Origin of the sequence: Dactylosporangium sucinum (assembly GCF_014647515.1) — a bacterium.
In the GTDB taxonomy this organism is placed as follows: domain Bacteria; phylum Actinomycetota; class Actinomycetes; order Mycobacteriales; family Micromonosporaceae; genus Dactylosporangium; species Dactylosporangium sucinum.
In genome coordinates this window covers 163754-184660 of sequence record NZ_BMPI01000010.1, presented here as the reverse complement: position 1 = coordinate 184660, position 20907 = coordinate 163754, and the positions used below count along the sequence as shown (strand labels likewise).

General features: G+C 70.8%; 18 protein-coding genes. 17 read left to right on the top strand and 1 reads right to left on the bottom strand.

Annotated features, from left to right (window positions below; all coding sequences use genetic code 11):
• Position 1: 1 nt before the first annotated feature.
• Positions 2-1015, bottom strand: coding sequence for an AraC-like ligand-binding domain-containing protein (locus IEZ31_RS12975; protein WP_190250057.1), 1014 nt, complete (start codon positions 1013-1015; stop codon positions 2-4).
• 926 nt (positions 1016-1941) lie between these two features.
• Here IEZ31_RS12975 and IEZ31_RS12970 point away from each other — a divergent pair.
• From IEZ31_RS12970 to IEZ31_RS12890, 17 genes are all read left to right on the top strand, one after another.
• A complete protein-coding gene (locus IEZ31_RS12970; protein ID WP_190250056.1) occupies positions 1942-2496 on the top strand; it encodes a hypothetical protein in 555 nt (184 codons plus the stop codon).
• On the top strand, positions 2481-3503 hold the full coding sequence (locus IEZ31_RS12965; protein ID WP_190250055.1) for a DMT family transporter: 1023 nt from the start codon (positions 2481-2483) through the stop codon (positions 3501-3503). Before IEZ31_RS12970 ends, IEZ31_RS12965 begins: the two co-directional genes overlap by 16 nt.
• 49 nt (positions 3504-3552) lie before the next feature.
• On the top strand, positions 3553-4800 hold the full coding sequence (locus IEZ31_RS12960) for a cytochrome P450 (protein WP_229834867.1): 1248 nt from the start codon (positions 3553-3555) through the stop codon (positions 4798-4800).
• Positions 4797-6593 (top strand): non-ribosomal peptide synthetase, encoded by a 1797-nt coding sequence (locus IEZ31_RS12955; RefSeq protein ID WP_190250053.1) that lies wholly within the window; start codon positions 4797-4799, stop codon positions 6591-6593. Before IEZ31_RS12960 ends, IEZ31_RS12955 begins: the two co-directional genes overlap by 4 nt.
• Before the next feature lie 62 nt (positions 6594-6655).
• Positions 6656-7507 carry an alpha/beta fold hydrolase gene (locus IEZ31_RS12950; RefSeq protein WP_190250052.1) on the top strand — a complete coding sequence of 284 codons (852 nt, stop codon included), beginning with the start codon at positions 6656-6658 and terminating at the stop codon, positions 7505-7507.
• Positions 7504-9366: a threonine aldolase family protein gene (locus tag IEZ31_RS58860; RefSeq protein WP_190250051.1), complete on the top strand. Its 1863-nt coding sequence runs from the start codon at positions 7504-7506 to the stop codon at positions 9364-9366. Before IEZ31_RS12950 ends, IEZ31_RS58860 begins: the two co-directional genes overlap by 4 nt.
• Positions 9360-10304 carry an ATP/GTP-binding protein gene (locus IEZ31_RS12940; RefSeq protein WP_190250050.1) on the top strand — a complete coding sequence of 315 codons (945 nt, stop codon included), beginning with the start codon at positions 9360-9362 and terminating at the stop codon, positions 10302-10304. The genes IEZ31_RS58860 and IEZ31_RS12940 overlap by 7 nt, the downstream gene beginning before the upstream one ends.
• Positions 10301-11008, top strand: coding sequence for an SAF domain-containing protein (locus tag IEZ31_RS12935; protein ID WP_190250049.1), 708 nt, complete (start codon positions 10301-10303; stop codon positions 11006-11008). The genes IEZ31_RS12940 and IEZ31_RS12935 overlap by 4 nt, the downstream gene beginning before the upstream one ends.
• A 1-nt stretch (position 11009) precedes the next feature.
• Positions 11010-11831, top strand: a complete 822-nt coding sequence (locus IEZ31_RS12930; RefSeq protein ID WP_190250048.1) for a CpaE/TadZ family protein — start codon at positions 11010-11012, stop codon at positions 11829-11831.
• The gene (locus IEZ31_RS12925; protein ID WP_373294570.1) at positions 11821-13389 is read left to right on the top strand and encodes a TadA family conjugal transfer-associated ATPase; all 1569 of its coding nucleotides are present in this window, start codon (positions 11821-11823) and stop codon (positions 13387-13389) included. Before IEZ31_RS12930 ends, IEZ31_RS12925 begins: the two co-directional genes overlap by 11 nt.
• Positions 13386-14303 carry a type II secretion system F family protein gene (locus IEZ31_RS12920; RefSeq protein ID WP_190250046.1) on the top strand — a complete coding sequence of 306 codons (918 nt, stop codon included), beginning with the start codon at positions 13386-13388 and terminating at the stop codon, positions 14301-14303. Before IEZ31_RS12925 ends, IEZ31_RS12920 begins: the two co-directional genes overlap by 4 nt.
• Positions 14300-15154 (top strand): type II secretion system F family protein, encoded by an 855-nt coding sequence (locus IEZ31_RS12915; protein WP_190250045.1) that lies wholly within the window; start codon positions 14300-14302, stop codon positions 15152-15154. Before IEZ31_RS12920 ends, IEZ31_RS12915 begins: the two co-directional genes overlap by 4 nt.
• 131 nt (positions 15155-15285) lie before the next feature.
• On the top strand, positions 15286-15510 hold the full coding sequence (locus IEZ31_RS12910) for a hypothetical protein (protein ID WP_229834866.1): 225 nt from the start codon (positions 15286-15288) through the stop codon (positions 15508-15510).
• The gene (locus tag IEZ31_RS12905) at positions 15507-15971 is read left to right on the top strand and encodes a TadE family protein (protein WP_268241662.1); all 465 of its coding nucleotides are present in this window, start codon (positions 15507-15509) and stop codon (positions 15969-15971) included. Before IEZ31_RS12910 ends, IEZ31_RS12905 begins: the two co-directional genes overlap by 4 nt.
• Complete coding sequence (locus tag IEZ31_RS12900) at positions 15968-16411, top strand: TadE/TadG family type IV pilus assembly protein (protein ID WP_190250043.1); 444 nt, start codon at positions 15968-15970, stop codon at positions 16409-16411. The genes IEZ31_RS12905 and IEZ31_RS12900 overlap by 4 nt, the downstream gene beginning before the upstream one ends.
• Positions 16408-16839 carry a TadE/TadG family type IV pilus assembly protein gene (locus IEZ31_RS12895; protein ID WP_190250042.1) on the top strand — a complete coding sequence of 144 codons (432 nt, stop codon included), beginning with the start codon at positions 16408-16410 and terminating at the stop codon, positions 16837-16839. The genes IEZ31_RS12900 and IEZ31_RS12895 overlap by 4 nt, the downstream gene beginning before the upstream one ends.
• Before the next feature lie 20 nt (positions 16840-16859).
• Positions 16860-20423: an AfsR/SARP family transcriptional regulator gene (locus IEZ31_RS12890; RefSeq protein WP_190250041.1), complete on the top strand. Its 3564-nt coding sequence runs from the start codon at positions 16860-16862 to the stop codon at positions 20421-20423.
• Positions 20424-20907 lie beyond the last annotated feature (484 nt).

Genomic DNA, 20907 nt, shown 5'->3' with positions numbered 1-20907 from the left:
CTCAGCGGGCCCGGCGGGCGGCTGGCGCCCGCCCTGCTCGGCCCAGTATGGCGTGACGGTCTCGGTATTCGGTAGGTGTCATGCCGTAGGCCCGCCGGAAGAACTTGGACAACGCCGAGTTCACGATGCCGTGGCGTCTGGCGATCTGGTGGATTGCCATCCCGGCCAGCCCGGCGTTGAGCAGATCCCGGCGGCAGCGTTCCAGGCGCAGGACCTTGATTTCCTCGGTGACCGTCCGCCCACCTTCAAAGAGGCGGTGCACCTGCCGTACGGAGATGTTGTGTGCAGCGGCGATCGCCGGCACACCAAGGGCCGGGTCGCTCAAGTGGGCGTCGATGAAGCGGTCGATGCTGCTGCGCAGTACACGCCGCCTGGCATCGTCGGAGAGGTGTTCGGAAACGTCGAGGTACTGGCCGATGGTCGCGGCGGTCAGGTCGATGAGGTGCTGGCCGAGAAAGTTCGCGTCGCTCGGACGGAACTCGTCCGCGTGTCTGACGATGTGCAGCATCTGGGTGGCCAGCAGCGCACCGAATCCGGTACTGGAGTCGAGGCGCTGGCCGGCCAGTCGGACAACTCTGTCCCTGGGCACTGGCACTAGCACGCGAGGGATCACGATCGTGACAGAGTGGGCGCGCTGGCCCGGCCGGTCCGGTGCGTGCTGCGCGGCGTGGGGTTGCGACGAGTCGATCAAGGCGAAGTCGGCGGCCGGTCGAAGCACTGTCTCGTGCCGGTCTTGCGCGATGAGGCTGGCGCCGGTGACCGGCAGCGCAAGCTGATAGGTCTCCGGGTCACCCTGGCGGATCTGGCGGAGCCCTCGCTTGGAGTCGAGCGACGGGTATTGGAATGACGTCAGCGCCACCGGGCCCAGGGCCAGCAGTTCGGCCCGGGCGTTGAAATTGTGCTCGTGCTCACTGCCGACCACCTGCGGGGAGGCCGCGGCGGAAACGATCGCGTGCCACCGAGCGAATCGCTCCGCGGCGGGGAATTCCGCCAAATCGATGACGTCCGGCTCCATGGCCCCAATCCCTCTGTTCTCACAGCGTGTGCCCGCCCGGCCACCTGCACGGTGCACCGCGCAATGTAGCGCACAGTTTCGCGGCATTCACCACCCTCGTTCACTGTGCGTGGACTCGGATCGGGGGTCGCGGCCGACGGAAGCGGTCGGCGGTTAGCTGTCTGGCGGCGCTCGCCAGTGCTGGCGAGGCGCCACCGCCATCTGGGAACAGACGAGTGAACAGCGGAAATGTCATCCTGGCCCTTCTGAGCGATGACCGACGGTCGTGCTGAGATCGCGGCCGAGCTACTCGGGCCAGCCACACGTAGCGGGCCTGAGGCGGCCGGAAAGCTGGCGCTCTGGGGCAACATCATGGCGCTCTCGGGCACTGCGCATCCCCCTTTCGCTGCAGCCCAGGCGCCGCGCCGCCGGAACGTCATGGCCGAACGTTCCAGGTCTGGCACTGGAGGGCAGCACCCTGGCGCTGGAGGGCACTGCTTCCGGCCGCCGGCCAGGGCACGCTCTGTTTGCAACAAAAAGTTCCACGAGGGCGGCGGATCCGACAGGTCCGGGGGTCGCCACACATCAGCACGGTCGAACGACCGGCGATGTTGACACGCGTTTGTTCTGGCTTGGCCCGGTTCGGTCATGACCGGTCCGGCCCCAGGTCGCAAACGGCTGTCGATAGGAACAAGAACAGGGCAAGAATGTGACGCGGAATCGGGGGATGTGATGTGAGGCGATCGGTGCCTTTCCATCGCTCCGCGTCGAATGCTGACTCGCTCGGCCGCATGCGAGACAGCGGCAAGACTGCCCACCGTCCCTCGCCCCCGGTCGCGCACCTGTCCGGGGGCGAGTGCCGGGCGACAGATTCCACCAACCGAGACGCTATTTTGGCCGGTGTCCCGATCCGGACCGCGAGCGGCAGTGTGCGCCACGGGCCCAGGTTGGATGCCTGGCTGCGGCGCCGGTACCTGGATGATCGGGCGCCGGTCCGGCAACTCGCCGCCGACCTCGCCGTTACCCCGACCACCATCTACCGCTGGCTCCACGCGGCCGGCATCACATTGCGCCGGAGCACCCCGACATTGTCCGCGACCTGGCTCGACGAGCAGCTCACCGCTGGGCTCAGTATCAATGAGATCGCGAAACTTGCGAAGGTCAGCCGGTCAAGCGTGTGGGATCAACTCAGCGCGCACGGGCTCCTCGACGTGGCCGACGAGCCGGGCGCGAGTCAGGCCGAGACTCTGTATCGGGAAGGCGCCCCGATGGCCGCGATCGGCGAGCGGCTGCAGGTCGGCCGCCGCCGGGTGAGGGGCTGGCTTAACGCCCGCCACGTGCCGATCCAACGGCCTGGCGGTCGGGCAGCCACGGACCATCCAACGGGTCGTCACACCGCCTCAGACCAGCCGCTGTACGGACCACCGCTCGACCAGCATCGCCGACGGCCGGTGGCCCCTGACGATCAGCACGATGCGAGGCCGCCGTGGCTGTCGTCGTAAACCCGAATCGCGGCGCCGACCTACCCGCAGCGCGGCCTGCTGGCAACCGGCGGGTTCTGGGAGTCGTTCTGGCTGCGGTCGCCGGCGTCGCGGTAGCTGCGCAATCGCGGGTCAACAGTGACCTCGCCGTCCAGCTCGGTGATGGACTTGCGGCAGCGGCCATCTCGTTCGGCACCGCCACGTTGGTGCTGGCCTCTGCAGTGCTCGCCACCCGTGTCGGCCGCCGCGGGTTGGCCCGTCTCCGCGCCGGCATCCGCACGCGCTTGGTGCGACCCTGGCAGTGCCTCGGCGGATGCTGCGGGGCCGCGCTCGTGGTGACACAGAGCACAACGGTGCCGTGGACCGGTGTTGCGATCTTCAGCGTGGCGATGGTCGCAGGGCAGACCGTCGGCGGCCTGCTCGTCGACCGTCTCGGAGCCGGCCCGGCAGGCCCGCAACGACTTACCCCGACCCGGGTCGCCGGTGCCGGACTTGCCCTGGCTGCGGCATTCATCGCCGCCGTTGACCATGTGGACCAGCTGAGCGACCTGCGGTCACTCAGTCTCGTCCTGCTGCCCACAGCCGCCGGGGTCGGCATCGCCTGGCAGCAGGCCGTCAACGGCCGGATCGGCGAAGCCGCCGGTCCGACAGCAGCGGTCTTCGTGAGCTTCCTGGCCGGCAGCGCGGCGTTGCTGCTGGCGATCATCGTGGCCGTGTCGGCCCGCGGCGGGCCGACAGGCTCACTTCCTTCGCAGCCGTGGCCCTACCTCGGCGGCTTGATCGGCGTGGTGATCATCGCGATCGGCGTGGCCGTGGTGCCGCACGTCGGGGTGCTCCTGCTCACCCTGGGCATGATTGCTGGTCAGCTCGCCGGCGCCATTGCGCTGGACATCGTCGCGCTTCGGGCGGGCGCCGGGCCGACCACCCTGTGGACCCTGGTCGGCGCCTCCCTGAGCCTGCTGGCCGTTCTCGCCACCGCATTCCGCGGAACTGCCGCCGATCCTCGGCCGGCCAGGTCAGCAACCTGACATACAGGAGGGAATCCCTATGCCGGGTGTCACTACTCGAGACCCGCACTTGGGCCTATACAACCTCACACGACCGGAGACCATCGCCAACCCCGCGCCGTTCTACGAAGCGCTGCTGGACCAGGCGCCGGTGTACTTCGACCCGGACTATGAGACCTGGATGTTGTCCCGGTACCGCGACGTCCAGCATCTGTTGGCCCACCCGGACGCCACTGTCGCCATGGACCACGCCAGCAGCCTGACCCGGTTCGGTGGCCTCGGCCTCGAAGAGGCGTTCGCGCTGCTCGACCATCACGTCTCGTTCGTCGACGGAGCGGACCATCGCCGGCTGCGGCGTGTGCTGTCCGAGCCGCTGCAGGTGCGCCGCGTCCGTACCGAACTCGCCGATCCGATACGCCAGGCGGTCGACGACACCCTGCACGCGCTGGGGCGGGAGGCTGTCATCGACGTCGATGTGGTGTCGGCGATTGCGGCCAGCGTGCCGGGCCGGGTCACCAAATACCTGCTGGACCTTGATGTGGACCTTGCGACGGTGCAGCGGTGGTCCAACGCGTGGGGTGATGTCGTCGCTGCTCCCGGACACGTGCCGACAACCAACCGCAAGCAGGTGCTGGCAGTCATCGCCGAACTGACCACCTACCTCAAGGCACTGGTGGCCCGCTACGAGGAACAGGCGACCCTCCCGGACACGATGGTCGGGCGGCTGGTGCAGGCCATGCGGGATGACACCGACCGGCGCATCACCAGGGATGAGGCGATCGGCAACCTGATGATGCTGATCACGGCCGGCACCGAGACGACCGCCAATCTGATTTCGAATGCGGTCGGGGTGCTGGCTGACAATCCGGATCTGTGGACACTCATCAAGCGCCAACCGGATCTGATTCCGACCGTCCTTGAGGAGATCGCCCGACTGCACCCGCCCACGCAGTTCACGGCCCGCCGGATCAAAACGCCGATCGAACTGCCCAGCGGGGGTGTCCTGCCCGCTGGTGCCTCCGTCGTGCTCATGCTTGGCGCGGCCAACCGTGACGCCGAGGTGTTCCCGGAGCCAGACGTGGTCCGGCTCGACCGCGCCGGTACACCGTTGCTGACGTTCGGCCACGGCGCGCACTTCTGTTTCGGTGCGCCTCTGGCCCGCCGGGAGGCCCAAGCCACGATCGAAGCCCTGGCCGCTCGGTTCGGGCAGCTCACGCCACTGCCGGGCCGCGCCTGGCGGCAGAACTCGAATCTCCGCGGACTGGCCGCGCTGCCGGTGCGGTTCGCCACGGCGACGGCTGAGGAAGGCATCCAATGACAACGCCCACGCAGCATCCCAGCACCTACGTCCATGCTCAAATCTGGCGCCAGGCGAATCGCCGCCCGGGCGCGCCCGCGGTCGTCGACGTCGATGACCGCGTGTACAGCTACGAGAACCTGGTCGAGCAGGCGGACCGAGTGGCGGACCACCTGGTCAGCCTTGGCGTCGGCCCCGACCAGGTCGTCGGTGTGTCCTATCCGCGGTCGATGACCGGACTGGTGCATCTGCTGGGCGTGCTGCGCTCGGGCGGCGCCGTGCTCTACCTCGACCCCGAATGGCCGCAGTCGCGCCTGGACTTCATGCTGTCCGCCTGCAACGTCTCGATCGTCGTCAGCGAAGCGCGGGGTGTTGAGCGACTCGACGCCCATCACATCGGCCCAGCCATCGACAGCGGACGCGCACCGCTGGCCTACGTGATCTTCACCTCCGGCTCGACCGGCACCCCGCGGGGTGTGCTCATCGAACACCCGGGCGTCGTCAACATGACCACCGCCCTGGCCAGCCTATTCGAGGTCCACGAGGGCACCCGGATGCTGCAGTTTTCGGCATGGAGCTGGGACGCGGCGATGTGTGAAATCCTCGTGACCCTGGCCGCCGGCGGCACCCTGGTCCTGGCTCCGCAGGAGGCGCGGGTCGGCGGTACGGAGCTCGCCAACCTGCTGCGCCGGCACGCGGTCGAAGTCGTTACCCTCACGCCGTCCGTGCTCGACGCCGTTCCGGTTGCCGACCTTCCCAACCTGCGCACCGTGGTGTCGGTTGGCGAGCCGTGCCACGCCGGCCTGGTGCGGCGATGGACCACCCGAGACCGGCGCGTCTACAACGGCTACGGGCCGACCGAGGCAACGGTCGCGGCGACCATCACGGACGGACTCACTCCCGGCGACGACATCCACATCGGCACACCGCTCCCCAACGTCTACGTGCGGGTCCTCGACGATGCCGGACGGGAAGTGCCGGTCGGCGCGACCGGCGAACTGCTCCTCGGCGGCGTGGGTGTCGCGCGTGGCTACGCGCAAAACCCCAGGCTGACGGCAGCCCGGTTCACCACCGACAGCGACGGCATCCGGTGGTATCGCACTGGAGATCTCGTTTCTCCCCGGCCGGACGGTGCCCTCACCTATGTCGGCCGCAGCGACGACCAGGTCAAGCTACGCGGCAACCGGGTGGAACTCGGCGAGGTCGAACAGATGCTTCGCACCCACCCTGCTGTGCGCTCGTGCGCGGTCGTCGTGTTCGCCGACCGCTTGATCGCCTACGTCGTCGGGTCGGACCCCGACGCGGGCGACACTGACGTGCGCGAAGCAGTACGCTCCCAGGCCCTGTTCTGGCTGCCTGAACACATGCGGCCGAGCGAGGTGCACGTGGTGACGGAGCTGCCGCTCACCGTCAACGGCAAGCTGGACCGGGTTGCTCTCGCCGGTGGGGAGCGCAGCGTCCCGGCTATCGTCGTCCCGGCTATCGTCGTCCCGGCCACCGTCACGCCCCGCAGCGACGACGGTCTGAGCGGCGCGGCGGCCGACACCTCCCCGGATCCTGTGCTCACCCGAGTCATGGAGATCGTCCAGCGCGTGCTGCAAGTGCCCGTCGCCGCCGACCATGACGTGTTCGAGGTTGGCGCCCACTCGCTGCTGGCCGCCGAGCTCAGCGTGCATCTCGCCGAAGCGTTCGGCGTCGACGTGGCCTACCAGGACGTGATTCTCCACCGGACTGCTGCCGACCTTGCTGGCCTGATCAGCGGCCGCATCGGGGGGCTGATGACGACCGGAGGTGTGTCATCGACGTCGTCGTAATCGACCAGCTGGCCGATCAGCTCGCTGACCAACCGGCTGACCAACCGGCTGATCGGCCGACCATGATGCGGCTGCCCTACGGTGTGCGCGTTGCCGCACGGTGCCAAGCCGGTAGCGGCCCGCCTGTGGTGTTGCTGCACGGGCTGGCCAGTACTAGCCGCTGGTGGGACCTGGTCGTGGCGGAGTTGCCCGGCCGGCGCCTGCTCCGCTGGGATCATCGTGGCCACGGCCTGTCGTCGTCACCGTCCGCCGGCTACCGCGTGGACGTGCTCGCGGCCGACGCCGCGGCCGTGCTGGACACGCTGCGGCTCGCCGGCTGTGTCGTCGTCGGTCACAGCATGGGCGCCAGTGTCGCCCTCATGCTTGCGGCGTCGCGGCCCGACCTCGTGTCGGCTGTCTGCTGCGTGGACGGCGGCCTCTACGACCCCCGGACCATGTTCGGGTCAAGCTGGCCGGTCGCGCAGCCGGTGATGAGCATCGACCGCCGGATCAACCCGACGCGCGCCATGCTCGACGCGTGGGCGGCAGGCGTGGGGTTGCCGCCGACCGCGGCGCCGTCGATCGCGGCCAACTACCAGCACGCCGCGCCCGACCAGTCGGCGATCCGCTCCGGGTCGGCGCGGCTGCGCCTGCGACTGACGCCGGAGCGAGAGCAGGCCCTGGCACGCAGCGTGTGGCAGCAGCGGCCCGACTGGGTACTGGCCAAGGTCACCGCGCCGGTGACGGCCATCATGGCGCGGCCGAGCGACCCCGCCGAGGTGGGCCTCCGCCATGACGCGCTGCACAGCACCCTGACCCGGGCCGGTCGTTCGATTCGGCAGATCTGGGTGGACGGCGGCCACGATCTGCCGCTGCAACAGCCGCAGCGGATCGCCGAGGAGATCACCACCATCTGTACGGGGGTGCGGACATGAGCACGTACGTGGACCTGCGCAGCGACACGGTCACTCAGCCCAGCGCCGGGATGATCGCCGCGATGGCGTCGGCGGAACTCGGCGACGACTGCTACGGCGAAGACCGCAACGTCACGAAACTCCAGAAACGCGTCGCCGAGATGTTCGGCCACGAGGCGGCGTTGCTGATGCCCAGCGGGACGATGGCCAACCAGGTGGCCCTGCGGGCGCTGCTGCGTCCAGGCGACGAGCTGCTGTGCGCCCCTAAAGCACACGTCGTACGCCTGGAGGCCGGGGCCGCGGCCGCGCTCGGCGGGATCTCCACCCGCACCACCTGTGATACGCGCGGGCTGCTGGATGCCCAGACGGTGACCGCGCATCTGGGCTCTGCCCAGTACTACAGCAATCCCACGCGAGTGATCGCCGTCGAGCAGACCGCCAACCTGGCCGGGGGACTGGTCTATCCCGTCGAAACGCTGACGGACCTGCGCAAGGTGGCCGACGAATCCGGCATGGCCATCCACTGCGACGGCGCCCGGATCTGGCACGCGCACATCGCCACCGGCACGCCGCTGCCGGTATACGGGCAACTGTTCGACACGCTCGCGGTATGCCTGTCCAAAGGGCTCGGCGCCCCGGGCGGCTCGCTGATGGTCGGCCCCGCCGACCTTGTCGAACAACAGGCGCGGCGACTCCGCCAACAGCAAGGCGGCGCGATGCGGCAGGTGCCCGGGCTCATGGCCGCCGCCGGCCTCTTCGCCCTCGACCACCACCACCTGGAGCGCCTCGTCGAGGACCATCAGCGGGCCGCTGCCCTGGCCTCGGCGCTGGCCGACACCGGCGTCGTGTCCCACACGGTTCAAACGAACATCGTCCTGCTCGACCTTAGCGCCACCGGCTGGACCACCAAGGGGTTCGCCGCCACCGCAGCCGAACTCGGCGTCCTGCTCGCCCCGATCTCCGACGACGAGGTGCGGCTCGTTCTTCACCTGGACGTGACCGACGGCCAGCTGCAGCACGCCATCCGGGTGCTGAGCGCGCTGCTGAAGCACCCCATGGCCGCCGCAGCCCGCATCGCGAGCATGCTGCGCAGCACCGCTGCGCAGCAGCGTGACGACACGTCGGCGACCACGACCCAGCCACAGGACCGGGAGGCGGACGACAACGCAGGCGCAGGCGCTGCCCCGACGGCGGCCGGGCCGGTGGATCAGGTGATGGCCGCGGCTCCGGCACCTGCCACGGCCGCCGCCGAACCGGTCGTTCAGCCAGACACGACTGCGGACACAGACCCGGGACGCGCCCGCCGACCCCACACCGTCGTGCGCGCGGCGACAACTGCCCTGACCTTCGTGCTCGCGCTGGCCGCGGCCGGCTGCGGCGAAGGCCCTGGCCAAGCCCCCCGCACGCCGACCGTCTCGTCGGCCGTGTCGTCGGCTGTTTCCCCGACGGTGACCGCAGAGGAGGCCGATGCACGCACCAAAGCCGTCGACGCCTACACCAACTTCCGCAAAGCGCAGGTCGCAGCCTCCGCCAACGCCGACCCACAGGGTGGTGACCTGCCCAACTACACGGCAGACCCGCTGCTGACCCAGTTGCGGAACGACATCTACCTCAAGGCTCAGCAAGGACTCGTCACCACCGGCACGCCGACCTGGAAGCCGGCCGTCACCAGAGTCGACATCAGCACCAGGCCGTTCACCGTCGACATCGACGACTGCCTGGACACCAGCGCCTGGAAGACGGTGATCAAGGCCAGCGGCAAGGACGCCGCCGTGCCCGACCAGGCCAGGCGCTACCTCGTCCAGGCCAAGGTGGTGCAGTACGACGACGGACGCTGGCTGGTCAACACGGCCAACGCCCAACGGGACCGGCCGTGCTGAGCCGCCCAATCACCGCCGGCGGTGTCACGCTGGCCGCCGTCGCGGCGCTGCTCGTCGCGACCGCGAATCCGGCCGCCGCCGACTACGTCTACTGCCCGCCCGGTGGGGGCGACTGCTACGTGGTGGTCGAGACCCCCGGCGGCCCTGGCGGTCCCGGCGACCCAGGCGGTCCCGGCAGCCCCGGGAACGGAGGCGGCCCGCTGAAGTGCACGACCGAGTACGAGGGCGGCATGATCATCGGCTGCCTGCACCACTACGGCTACTACATGGGCGAGGGCTGCTTCGCCAAGCTCATGGAGCCCCAGCCGCCGGCAGGCGACCCGCTCTGGGAAGGCCACGCGCCCGGCGACGGCGCGGTCTACGCCATCAGCTGCGGCTGGCCCGGCGCCGTGCAACCCGACTTCCAGTGGCGGGCGACACCACCGCCTGGCTTCGGCGGACTCCCGTCACCGGCCGACCTCGCGGCACAGGCGATCAACCAGCTGCCGATCCGGGGACCGATCATCAACACCGCACCGGACGCCGGCGGCACCGGCGTGGTCGGCCTGCCGGTGTGGATCTGGACACCGGCCACTGAGGCGACCTGGGGGCCGTCCAGCCGCACGGCATCCGTACCGGGGCTGTCGGTGACCGCCACCGCAACCGCCTCCAAGATCGTTTACCGGATGGGCGACGGGGCCTCCGTCACCTGCCTCGCGCCCGGCACGCCCTACACGGTGCCGTCTGAGCCGGTGCCCGACTCCCGTCAGCTCAAGTCGCCGGACTGCGGCTACGACGGGTATCCCGCACCCACCCCAGGCGACAGCCGCTACACGATCACCGGCACCACCACCTGGCAGATCCATTGGGTCGGCGGCGGGCAGTCCGGTGATCTCACCGTTACGCGGACGTCCACCGCCACGATCGACATCGACGAGATCCAGGTGATCACCTCATGACGAGTGCACCGCCGACCGGTTCCACCGCCACTGCCGTCAATGCCGGCCGGCCGCCGACCGCCCCGCTCGCCGTGCCGCGGTTGGCCCCGCAGCGCCGCTGGCAGCCCCGGCTGATCTGGCTGGCCGTGGCGCTGATCGCCGCAGGCGGACTGATCGCGGCAAAGGTGCTGCTCAGCGTCGGCTCGACCGGCGAATACCTCGCGGTCGGCAAGCGCGTCGAAATCGGCACACAGCTCACCCGGGCCGATCTGACCGTCGTACGGATCAGCGTGGATCCGTCACTCAAACCGGTGCCGGCCAACGCCGCCGACCGCGTCGTCGGACGGTTCGCCGCCGTCGCGCTCGTGCCCGGCACCCTGCTCACCGAGGGCCAACTGACCGACACGGCGATCCCGGGCGCCGGCAAGCAACTGGTTGGCATCAGCCTGTCACAGGACAAGCTGCCCGCCGAGCGGATCAAACCCGGCGCGAACGTCGTCCTCGTCATCACCGGCGAGACCAACCCGGTGCCGGTGCCGAACCAGCAGAAGGACCCGGCGACCAACGCGCCGCTGAGCATCAAGGCGACCGTCATCGACGTGCGACCCGGCACCAGGGAGGGCACCACCCTGCTCAACGTCGCGGTCGTGGAGCGTGACGGCCCGCTGGTCGCAGCGCGGGCGGCCGCCGGCCGGATCGTCGTCACGCTGACCGCCCGGAGTTGACATGGCCGTGATCGCGATGGTGTCGGCGAAGGGCTCGCCAGGCGTGAGCACAGCGGCGCTCGCCTGCACCCTGGCCTGGAATCGCCGGGTCGTGCTCGCCGAGTGTGACCCGGCCGGCGGCACCATCCTCACCGGCTACCTATCTCGCATGCAGATCCAGCCAATGGGCCTGCTCCAGCTGGCCGCCGCCGCCCTACGCAACCAACTCCCCACATCATGGAAGCAGCAACTGATCGACCTGGACCGGCAGCGGCCGCGTCGGCGCATGGTGCTGCCCGGCATCACCGACCCGGTTCAGGCCGGCACGATCCGCCCCACCTGGGCGGCGTTGACGGCCTTCTTCGCGGAGCTCGAACGGATCCACCCGGGTTTCGACGTCATCGCCGACTGCGGCCGGCTCACCACCTCGGCACCGCCCTGGCCGCTGCTGCACCGTGCCGACCTCCTTCTGCTCGTCGTGCGCGCCGACAGTCTGCGCACCGTCAGCCCGGCCGCGCCCGCCGCCGACCTGCTGCGCCGCGAACTCACCCAGCACGGCAGCGGCCCGGGGTCACTCGCACTCGCGCTGGTCGGCGAAGGCCCCTACAGCCGCCGCGAGATCGAGCAACAGCTGCAGCTGCCGGTGCTGCTCGAGCTACCCAACGATCCGCGCACCGCCGCCCTGCTCAGCGACGGTGCCGGGCGGCTGCGCAGCAGCCCGCGACTGCTCCGCGCGGCGGCGGCCGCGGAGACGCCCGTCCGGGACGCGATCGCCAACCGCCGCGCCCACCTGCTCACCGCGTACACCGCACATACCGGCCAGGAGGTCAGTCATGTCCGGTAACCCGCACCAGTACCCGCACTTACCAGCGGCGGCAGCGCGGCTCGTCGGGGGACACGGCCCGAACGCCGGCACGAACGGCGGAGTCCAGCCCGGGCCCTCGGCCACTGCCTTCACCCCGGTGCCTGGCTTCCCATCGCCGGCCGTCGTCGCCCAGCCACCGACCGTCGCACCTCCAGCGATCGATTACGCCGTCGTCCGGTGGCTGCGGGAAAAGGTCAGCGAGGAGCTGACCATCGCACTGCGCAGCACCCCTCACGCGACCGCCGAAGACCGTCAGGCCGAGGCGGAACGGATCGCAGCCCGCGTGATCCGCGACTACGTCGACGGCCTACACGCCGCCGGGCAGCCGATCCCTCACGCCACCGAAGACGCCTTGCAGGACGCCGTCGCCGCCGACATGTTCGGCCTGGGCCGACTGCGGCAGCTGCTCGACCGCAGCGACATCGTGAACATCCACATCCTCGGCGACAACGTGCGCATCGAGCACACCGACGGGCGCATCACCATCGGTGCGCCGGTCGCCGACAGCGACCGTGAGCTCATCGACATGTTCCGAGGGCTCGCGATGCGTGCCGCCACCACCGAACGGTCGCTGTCGTCGACGAAGCCGTGGCTCGACATGCAGCTGCCCGACGGCAGCCGGCTGACCGTGCTCTTTCAGGTGTCGGCGCGACCCTACGCCGCAATCCGCCGGCACACCCTGCTCGACGTCAGCCTTGAGGACCTGCGCGACCGGTTCGCGTCGATGGACCCGCTCATCTGCGAGTTCCTCAGGGCGGCGATGGCGGCTGGCCTCAACATCATGATCGCCGGTCTCGCCGACGCCGGCAAGACCACCATGCTGCGCGCGCTGGCCCGCGAGATTCCACCATTGGAGCCGTTCGTCGTCCTCGAGGAGAGCCGGGAGCTCGGCCTGCACACCACCGGCCGGCACCCGTACGCGATGAGCCTGGAGGCACGCGAGGGCCACGGTGCGCGCGGAGCCGACGGCCGACCCGCTGGCGAGGTCACCATCGCCGACCTGATCCCTCTGACGCTGCGTATGTCGGTCCAGCGCATCATCGTCGGTGAGGTCCGCTCCAACGAGATCGTCCCCATGCTTCAGGCGATGGCCACCAGCAAAGGCTCGCTGTGCACGATCCACGCCCGCCAGGCTCGGCAGGTGCTCGACCGCATCATCAGCCTGGCCCTGACGTACGGCCCGGAGATGACCCCTGACCTGGCCCGGCGGATGACTGCCGACGGCCTTGACCTCATCGTCTACCTCACCGTGCAGGACGAGACCAAGATCGGCGGACTGAAATACCGCTACGTCTCCGAGATCGTCGAGGTCGGTGGCATGTCCGGCGACCGGCTCGTCACCACCACGATCTTCGGCCCGGGTCCCGACGGCCGGGCGGTGCCCCGCCACCTGCCAGAACGACTGAGCGGGCCGCTGCAGCGGGTCGGCTACGACCCGCGCGGGCTCACCCCCTACGTCGAACAGGGCGAGGAGTACAACCGAGGTGCCTGGCCGACACCATGGCCGGCACCTGGAATCCCGGTGAGGCCGGCATGAGTGTGCTGACCCTCGCCGCCGTCCTGGCCGGGCTGCTGGCCGTCGGCGGCGCCATCGTCGCCGTGGCGGGAGTCGTCGGCACCACCCGCCCGCCCCGGCCGCCATCGGTGCTGCAGCAGCGACTGCGCGGCTGGTGGACCGGCAACGGCCGGAGCCGCCGCGAACAGCGCGCCCACCAGACCAAGCTGCTCACCGCGATCGGCGCCGGCGCCCTCGTCTGGTTGCTGACCGGCTGGCCCGCCGCCGGCGCGATCATCGGCATCGCGATCCCCGGCATGCCGTGGCTGTTCGGTGCAGGCCGCGTCGAGAAGCTGGCGATCGCCCGGCTGGAGGCGGTCGAGGCGTGGACCCGCCGGCTGGCCGACATCGTCGACCGCGGCCTGGGCCTGCAGCAGGCGATCGCCGCCACCGGGCAGCACGCGCCGCACCTCATCGAGCAGGAGGTCCGCGACCTCTCCGCCCGGCTGCAGTCGGGCGACGACCCAGCCGCAGCGCTGCATCGGTTCGCCGACGACCTCAGCGACTACACGGCCGACCAGGTCGTCGCGCCGCTGCTGCTGCACATCAGCGACCGCGGCGAGGGCTTACACGATGTCCTTACCGCGATCAGCCGCTCCATCGCCGCGGAGATCGAAATGCGCAGCACCGTTGACGCCAAACGCGCCGGGCCGCGCTTCGTCGTGCGGTTCCTCACCTTCATGACGATCGCGTTGCTGGCCTACGGCGGGCTCAACCCCACCTATCTTCAGCCGTACGGCAAGGTCGCCGGCCAATTGGTGCTGCTGATCCTGGCCGCGCTGTACGTCGTGCTCGTGACGTGGGTGCGCAACCTGAGCCTGCCGCCGCGGCGGGAACGGCTGCTGCCGCCGGCCGACACCCAACCCGGCATCCAATCAGTGCAGGTGCCGGCATGAACGGCCACCTCACACTGATGATCATCGCCGGTGGAGCAGTCGGCCTCGGCGCCTTCCTGCTGGTGATGCCCCTGGCGCCGCGACCGCCCGCGCTCGGGCCGGCGCTACGCCGCCTGCATACGACGGCCAGCACCGGCCGCCAGCCGGCGACCATGAGCTGGCTGCGCCGCCGACTGCGGGTACCGCACGCCGACCTGCAACTGCTCGGCCGCAGCACCGAACGGTATTTCCTCACGATGGGCCTGTCGGCGCTGTTCTCGCTCGTACTGCCCGCCGTTGTCACACTCGTCGTCGCGGTCCTGCAGCTGTCCATATCGGTGTTCGTCCCGGCAGGCGCCACGGTGGCGGCGGCCCTCGCCGGCGCGGCGCTGGCGCACCGGGAGGTGCTCACCAAGGCCGCGACCGCCCGCGCGGAGTTCGCCCGGGCCATGTGCACCTACCTCGACCTCGCCGCCCACCAGGTGCTCAGCGGGCACGGGCCGGTCGAGTCGCTGGAGCGTGCGGCCCGGGTGTGCCAGGGCTGGGTCTTCGAGCGCATCCGCGAGGCGCTGCTGCGGGCGCAGCTGCAGCTGAGCCCACCATGGGACCAGCTCACGGTGCTCTCCCGCGACATCGAGGTAATCGAGCTGGGAGACGTCGCCGACATCATGCGCACCGCGGGCAATGAGGGCGCCAACGTCTACCAGACGCTGCGGGCTCGCGCCGACTCGATGCGCGACCGGATCCGCACTGACGCACTCGCCGCGGCCGAGGTGCGCACCAACCAGCTCGACATCCCTGCCGCAGCGCTCGTCGTCATCCTGCTTGTGCTCATCGGCTACCCGTTCATCGCGCGCCTTTTCATCAACTAGGCCGGTACGGCCGCACACCACCGGAGGAACGAACACGATCTTCCCGCTCGCGCTCATCGGCTAACCGTTTATGGCGCGCTTGTTCGTCAACTCGGCCGTTACGGCCGCTCATTACCGGAGGAACGAACACCATGCCGCTCACCCCGTTCGTCGTCGTCGCCAGCTACCTGGTGGCACGGTGGCAGGAACTCACCGACCCGGCCGAGCGCGACCGCGGCGACAGCCCGGTCAGCACCGCCGTCATCGTCGCGATCCTGGCCGTCGGTGCGGTCGCCATCGCTGGCGCGATCGTCGCCGTCGCGCAAGGCTGGGTAGACCTGATCCCGGAGGCGGGCTCAGGCCCGGACGGCCCATGACCTGGCCTTTGACCTGGCCTTTGACCCGGCCTGCGACCCGACGCGCTACGAGCTGGCCGCGCGGGCAGCTCTCGCCGCGCCGGCGAGATGCTCGCGCCCCGGACCGAGGCAGCTCACCGGTCGAATTCGCGATCACCGCGCTGCCGGTGATCCTGCTGACGTTCGCGATCGTCCAGGCCGGCCTGTTCTACTTCGCCCAGTCGATCGCGCTCGGCGCCGCAACCCAGGGCGTCAGCGCCGGCCGCGGCTACCAGGCCGACGCCGCCGCCGGCCAACGTCGGGCATCGAACTTCCTGAACAGCGTCGGAGTCGGCCTGGATGACCCGCAGGTGACCGTGATCCGCACCGCGACCGAGATCCGGGTCACCGTGACCGGACATGCGGTCTCCGTTCTGCCCGGTCTCACCTGGACGGTCACCAAGACCGCCCACGGCCCGATCGAACGGCCCACGACACCATGACCACGACCGGGTGGCGTCACCGTCACCGCGACACCGGCTCCGTGTCGATCGAGCTGGCCATCATCACACCGGCCGTGCTTGCGCTACTCGCCACAGCGGTCATCGCCGGCCGGGTCAACCTCGCGCGACAGTCGATCGAAGCCGCCGCGTTTGACGCCGCCCGGACCGCCTCGCTCGCCCGCACCAAGGTCACCGCGCAGGCCGAGGCACTCGCCGCGGCGACCTCCACCCTCACCGCGCAGGGCCTGCACTGCAGCAGCATTTCGGTGGCCGTCAACACCACTGGCTTCGACGTGCCGGTCGGAGCACCCGCCACCGTGACCGTGATCGTGACCTGCCAGGCGACGTTCTCCGACGTCGCCCTGGCCGGCATGCCCGGCCGCGCCACCCTGTCGGCCTCGTTCACCAGCCCGCTGGACACCTACCGGAGCCGCGGATGATGCGCCTGATCCGCTTGATTCACCCGCTGCGCCGCGACGACGGCCGCATAACGGTCTGGTTCGCCATTCTGGTCCCGGCATTCCTCTCCCTCGTTGGCCTGATCGTTGACGGCGGCGGCAAAGTGCGGGCACTCCAGCGCGCCGACAACATCGCCGCCGAGGCCGCCCGGGCGGGCGGCCAGGCCATCCGCGGCGCTCTGGCCATCGACGGCGGCGCCAAAGAGATCGACCCCACGCTCGCTGTCGCTGCCGTGCAGGCGTATCTCGGCGCCCTCGAGGGCGTCACCGGGACCGTCACGATCGACTCCGCGCAGACGCTGTCCGTCACCGTCACCGTCACCTACGACCCGATCCTGCTGGACGTGTTCGCCGGCGGCGGCACCGCCACCGTGACCGGCCGCGCCACCGCGACCCTCATCGCCCAGTAGCCGCAGACGAAGGAGCATCCGTGGCCCGAACCGCGCCGCCGAGCAGCCGCGGCAGCCAAATCCTTACCGGACTCGGCGCCCTGGCGGTGGTCGTGCTCATCGCCGCCGTGCCGGTGCTGCTGCTGTGGGCCGCCGGGAACCCACTGCCCGGCCTGGCCGACTGGGTGACCGCCCTGGTCACTGACCCGGATGCCACCCTGCGCGAGCTGTGGCATGCACTCACCAGCCGCGACGACGGCTACCTGTTCGTCCACACGCTCACCCTCGTCGGCTGGGTCGCCGCCCTGCTGGCCGCCTACGGCTGGGCCACGTTCCTGCTCGCGGTCGTGGTGGAGACCGTCACCCAAATCCCCGCCCGCCGCCGGGGGAGGGTACCGCGGCAGGCGGCGCCGCTGCCCGGGATGCGGCTGCAGCAGCGCGCGGCCGCGGTGCTCGTCGCGGCGATCATCGGCGTCTTCGCCGCGCCCGCCCTGGCCTCCGCCGGGCCACCGGCCGCGCCCCAGCCGGCGGTGACGACACTCGTCGAGCTCGCCACCGGAGCGGACGCACCCGGGCTCGCCGGCTCAGCGGCCGCGACGACTGGACAGCCGACCGCCGGGCAGCCGACGACGTACGTCCAGCACCCGGTCCAGCGCGGCGAAGCCTTGCTCGATGTGGCCGAACGTCACGGCGTGCACTGGCAGCGCATCGCCGAGGCCAACTACGGCCTGGCCCAGCCTGACGGACGCACCCTGCAGGCGGGCAGCACCCGCATCTACGCCGGCTGGGTTCTGCGTATCCCGGTGACCGACGCAACGCCGACGATGACGCCGGTGGCGCAAACGACCAGCACCGGCCCGCTGGTCTACGAGGTCGCCCGCGGGGACTGGCTGTCCGGCGTCGCCGCACGGTTTCTTGGCGACCCCGACCGGTACCGTGACATCGCCGCGATCAACCCACAGCTGGAAGCGCGTGACGCCCGGTTCCCCAACCACATCGAGCGCGGCTGGCAGATCATCCTGCCCGGCGACGCGCAGGACCGCGGGCCAATCGCTCATGCGCAAGGCAGTGTCGTGTCCGCGAGCGCCGCCGAAACGCAACCCGCCCCGCCCGCCAGCGACCTGGATGACGAGCCGCGCAGTAACCCCGGGCAGCAGCCGTCGGTCGACACCCCAGCGCCGAGCGTCTCCGCAACCACGGCGCCGGCGCCGTCGACGAGCTCGTCGCCGTCCGCCACACCGGGGGCCTCTGCGACGGCTAGCGCGTCGCCCGGTGCTACGTCCGGCCCCACGACGGCGAGTGTCCCTGCCAACCCCGCGGAAACCTCGGCGCCGGGCCTGGCCGGCCCGGCCGGTGCACCCTCCGCGCCCGGGCCGGCGTCGACTAGCGGCGACAGCACCGACGACGCCATCGTGGTCGGGGCCTTGGCCGGCGCCGGGCTGCTGTCGGCGCTGCTGCTCACCGCGGTCTTTCGCCGGCGGCAGCGGCAGCGGCAGCACCGTCGGCCCGGCAGGCGACTGCCGCACCCGCGCGGCGGTGCGACCGAGCGGGCGCTGCGGGTGGTCGAGGCACCGGCCGACATCGACCGGCTCGACCTGGCCCTGCGGGCGCTTGCCGCAGGCCTCGCCGACCGGGAGGTGGCCGCGCTGCCGGACATCGCCGCCGCCTGGATCGCCGGGCAGACCGTCACCGTCGTCCTCACCAACCCGTGCCCGACACCACCCGCCCCGTGGGTTGCCGACGGTGCACATTGGACGCTGCCCGGCGACGCGGCGCTGCCTGCCGTTGACGAGCAGCTCGCGCCACTGCCCACGCTGGTCACGGTCGGTTCTCAGCCCGGACGACACCTCCTGCTCGACCTTGAGCGGCTGGGCAGCCTCACCATCAGCGGCGACGGCGAGCGCAGCCTCGCCCTGCTGCGGTACATGGCCAGCGAGCTGGTCTGCAACAGCTGGTCCGACGACGTCGAGGTGATCCTGTGCGGCTGGCCCGCCGACGAGGTTGAGCTGCTGGTCGCGCTCAACCCCGACCGGGTCCAGGTCGCCGGATCAGTCAGCGCGGCCGCCGCCCGGCTGCGTCGCCGGATCGGCGTTGTCACCCGCGCCCTGCAGGTGTCCGGCGCGCCCAACACCTTCGCCGGACGCCTCACCGACCTCGGCGAGGCGTGGGCGCCGCAACTGCTGCTGGTCGCCGACCCGGACCGCGACGACCTGGCCGCACTCGCCGACCTCCGCGAAGAGCTGCAGGCCACCAGCGGCTGCGCCGTGGCCGTGGCCACCCGTGCTGGCACTACCGGCCAAACCGGCGCTACCGGCGCGACCGTCTCCACCGACGGCACGCTGCAGCTGGGCCTGCCCTACCTGGACGTCCAACTGGCCGCGGCTGGCCTGCCGGTCGCCGAGCTCGAACCCCTGGCAGAGATCATGACCCAGGCGCGGAACACGGTGGTCACCGACCCGACGCCTCCGGCCGCTGAGCCGGAGCCGTGGGCCGCCGACACCGACGCCGCCGGCGCCGTACTCGAACTCTTCCATGAACCGGCACCTTCGGTGGGCGAGCCGGCTGCATCGCCACCGGCCGACCCGCCCACGGCCTTTTCGGCGAGCTCGAACGGCAGCTGGGGAGATCCCAGCCCTTCAGCCGTCGCTCCGAGCGACCCAACCGTGGCCATCCCCGCGATCGCGGCCATACCCGATGCGGCGACCCTCAGCTCGCGACGCGACGTCGCCGCCGCGGTCCGTCAGCGGCGTCGGCGCACCGACCCGGACCTTGACGACGACCTGCGGGCCTGGCGGGAGGGTGACTCGAGCCGGCCACGGATCGGTGTCCTGGGCCCGGCGGCAGTGGAAGCGCCCGGCCCCGCCCCGGACCAGCGGCGCCTGTTCCACGCCGAGATCATCGTGTTCCTCGCCCAGCGTGGCAGCCGCGGCGCCACCGGCGCCCAGCTCAGCGAGGCCCTCTGGCCCGACCAGCGAGTCAAAGACGCTTCGCGGCGGGTCGCGATCACGCGGGCCCGCCGCTGGCTCGGCGACACCGCCGCCGGCACCCCGTGGCTTCCGGAGATGGGGTCCGACCGCGTCTACCGGCTGGAGCCCGGATACCTGCTGGACTGGCACCTGTTCCGCCGGCTCCGCAGCCGCGGTGAGAGCCACGGCCCCGCCGGCGTCAAAGACCTTCGTGCCGCGCTCGAACTCGTGCGCGGCGCCCCGCTCGACGGCGCCGACCGCGCCTATGCCTCCGGCGCGCGCAACCCGTACGCCTGGCTGCCCGAATCCGACATCTACCCAGGCCACCTTGTGTCGGCCATCGTCGACACCGCCCACGAACTCGCCGAGCTGTATCTCGACGCGGGCGACACCACCGGTGCCCGCTGGGCCGTGCAGCGTGCCTGGCTCGCCGATCCGCACCGCGGCGACGACGAACCGTGGCGCGACGTCATGCGTGCCGCCCACGCCGAAGGGCACACCGCCGAGCTGCGCAACCTGCTCGCCGAGCTGATACGCGCCCGCGAGGCTGAAGTCCCCGAAGACCTTGCCCCGGACACCTACGCCTGGCTCCGGCCGCTGCTTCCCGGCCTACTCGGCGCGAGCACCGTCGCCGGGTGACCGCATCGAAGACAACCGTCGAGGGGATGGGGGGAGGGGCCCAGCGGCAAACGTCGCTGGGCCCCTGGACGTTGTCGATGACGATCGCCCTCGGTGAGCTGTTCCGCGAGGACGCTTCGTCCGTTCGGCGTCGTCGGATACTTCCACGTATCCGACGTCAGACGCTCAGTCGACCACGTGGGTTGCTCGGCCGATAGGCGCGCCACGGCCCGGCGCGGCACCGTGAAGGGCATGAACGAATCCCCTAGCCAGGCCGAGACTGCCTACCTAGTGTCGGGTGCGACGCTGGACGACGAGTCGGTTGGGCCGCTGTTCGCCGCCGGATTCTGAAGCGCCAGGTTGCCGACCCTTGACCTTCGGGATGTTGAGCGGCTGCCGGAGCACATCGTGGGTCGAAGCCTCGCGGACCAGGCGAAGTACGAAGCGGCGTCTCGCGCACGGGCGGCGCAGGCAGTACCGACGGTAGATCACCGGCGGCGGGCGC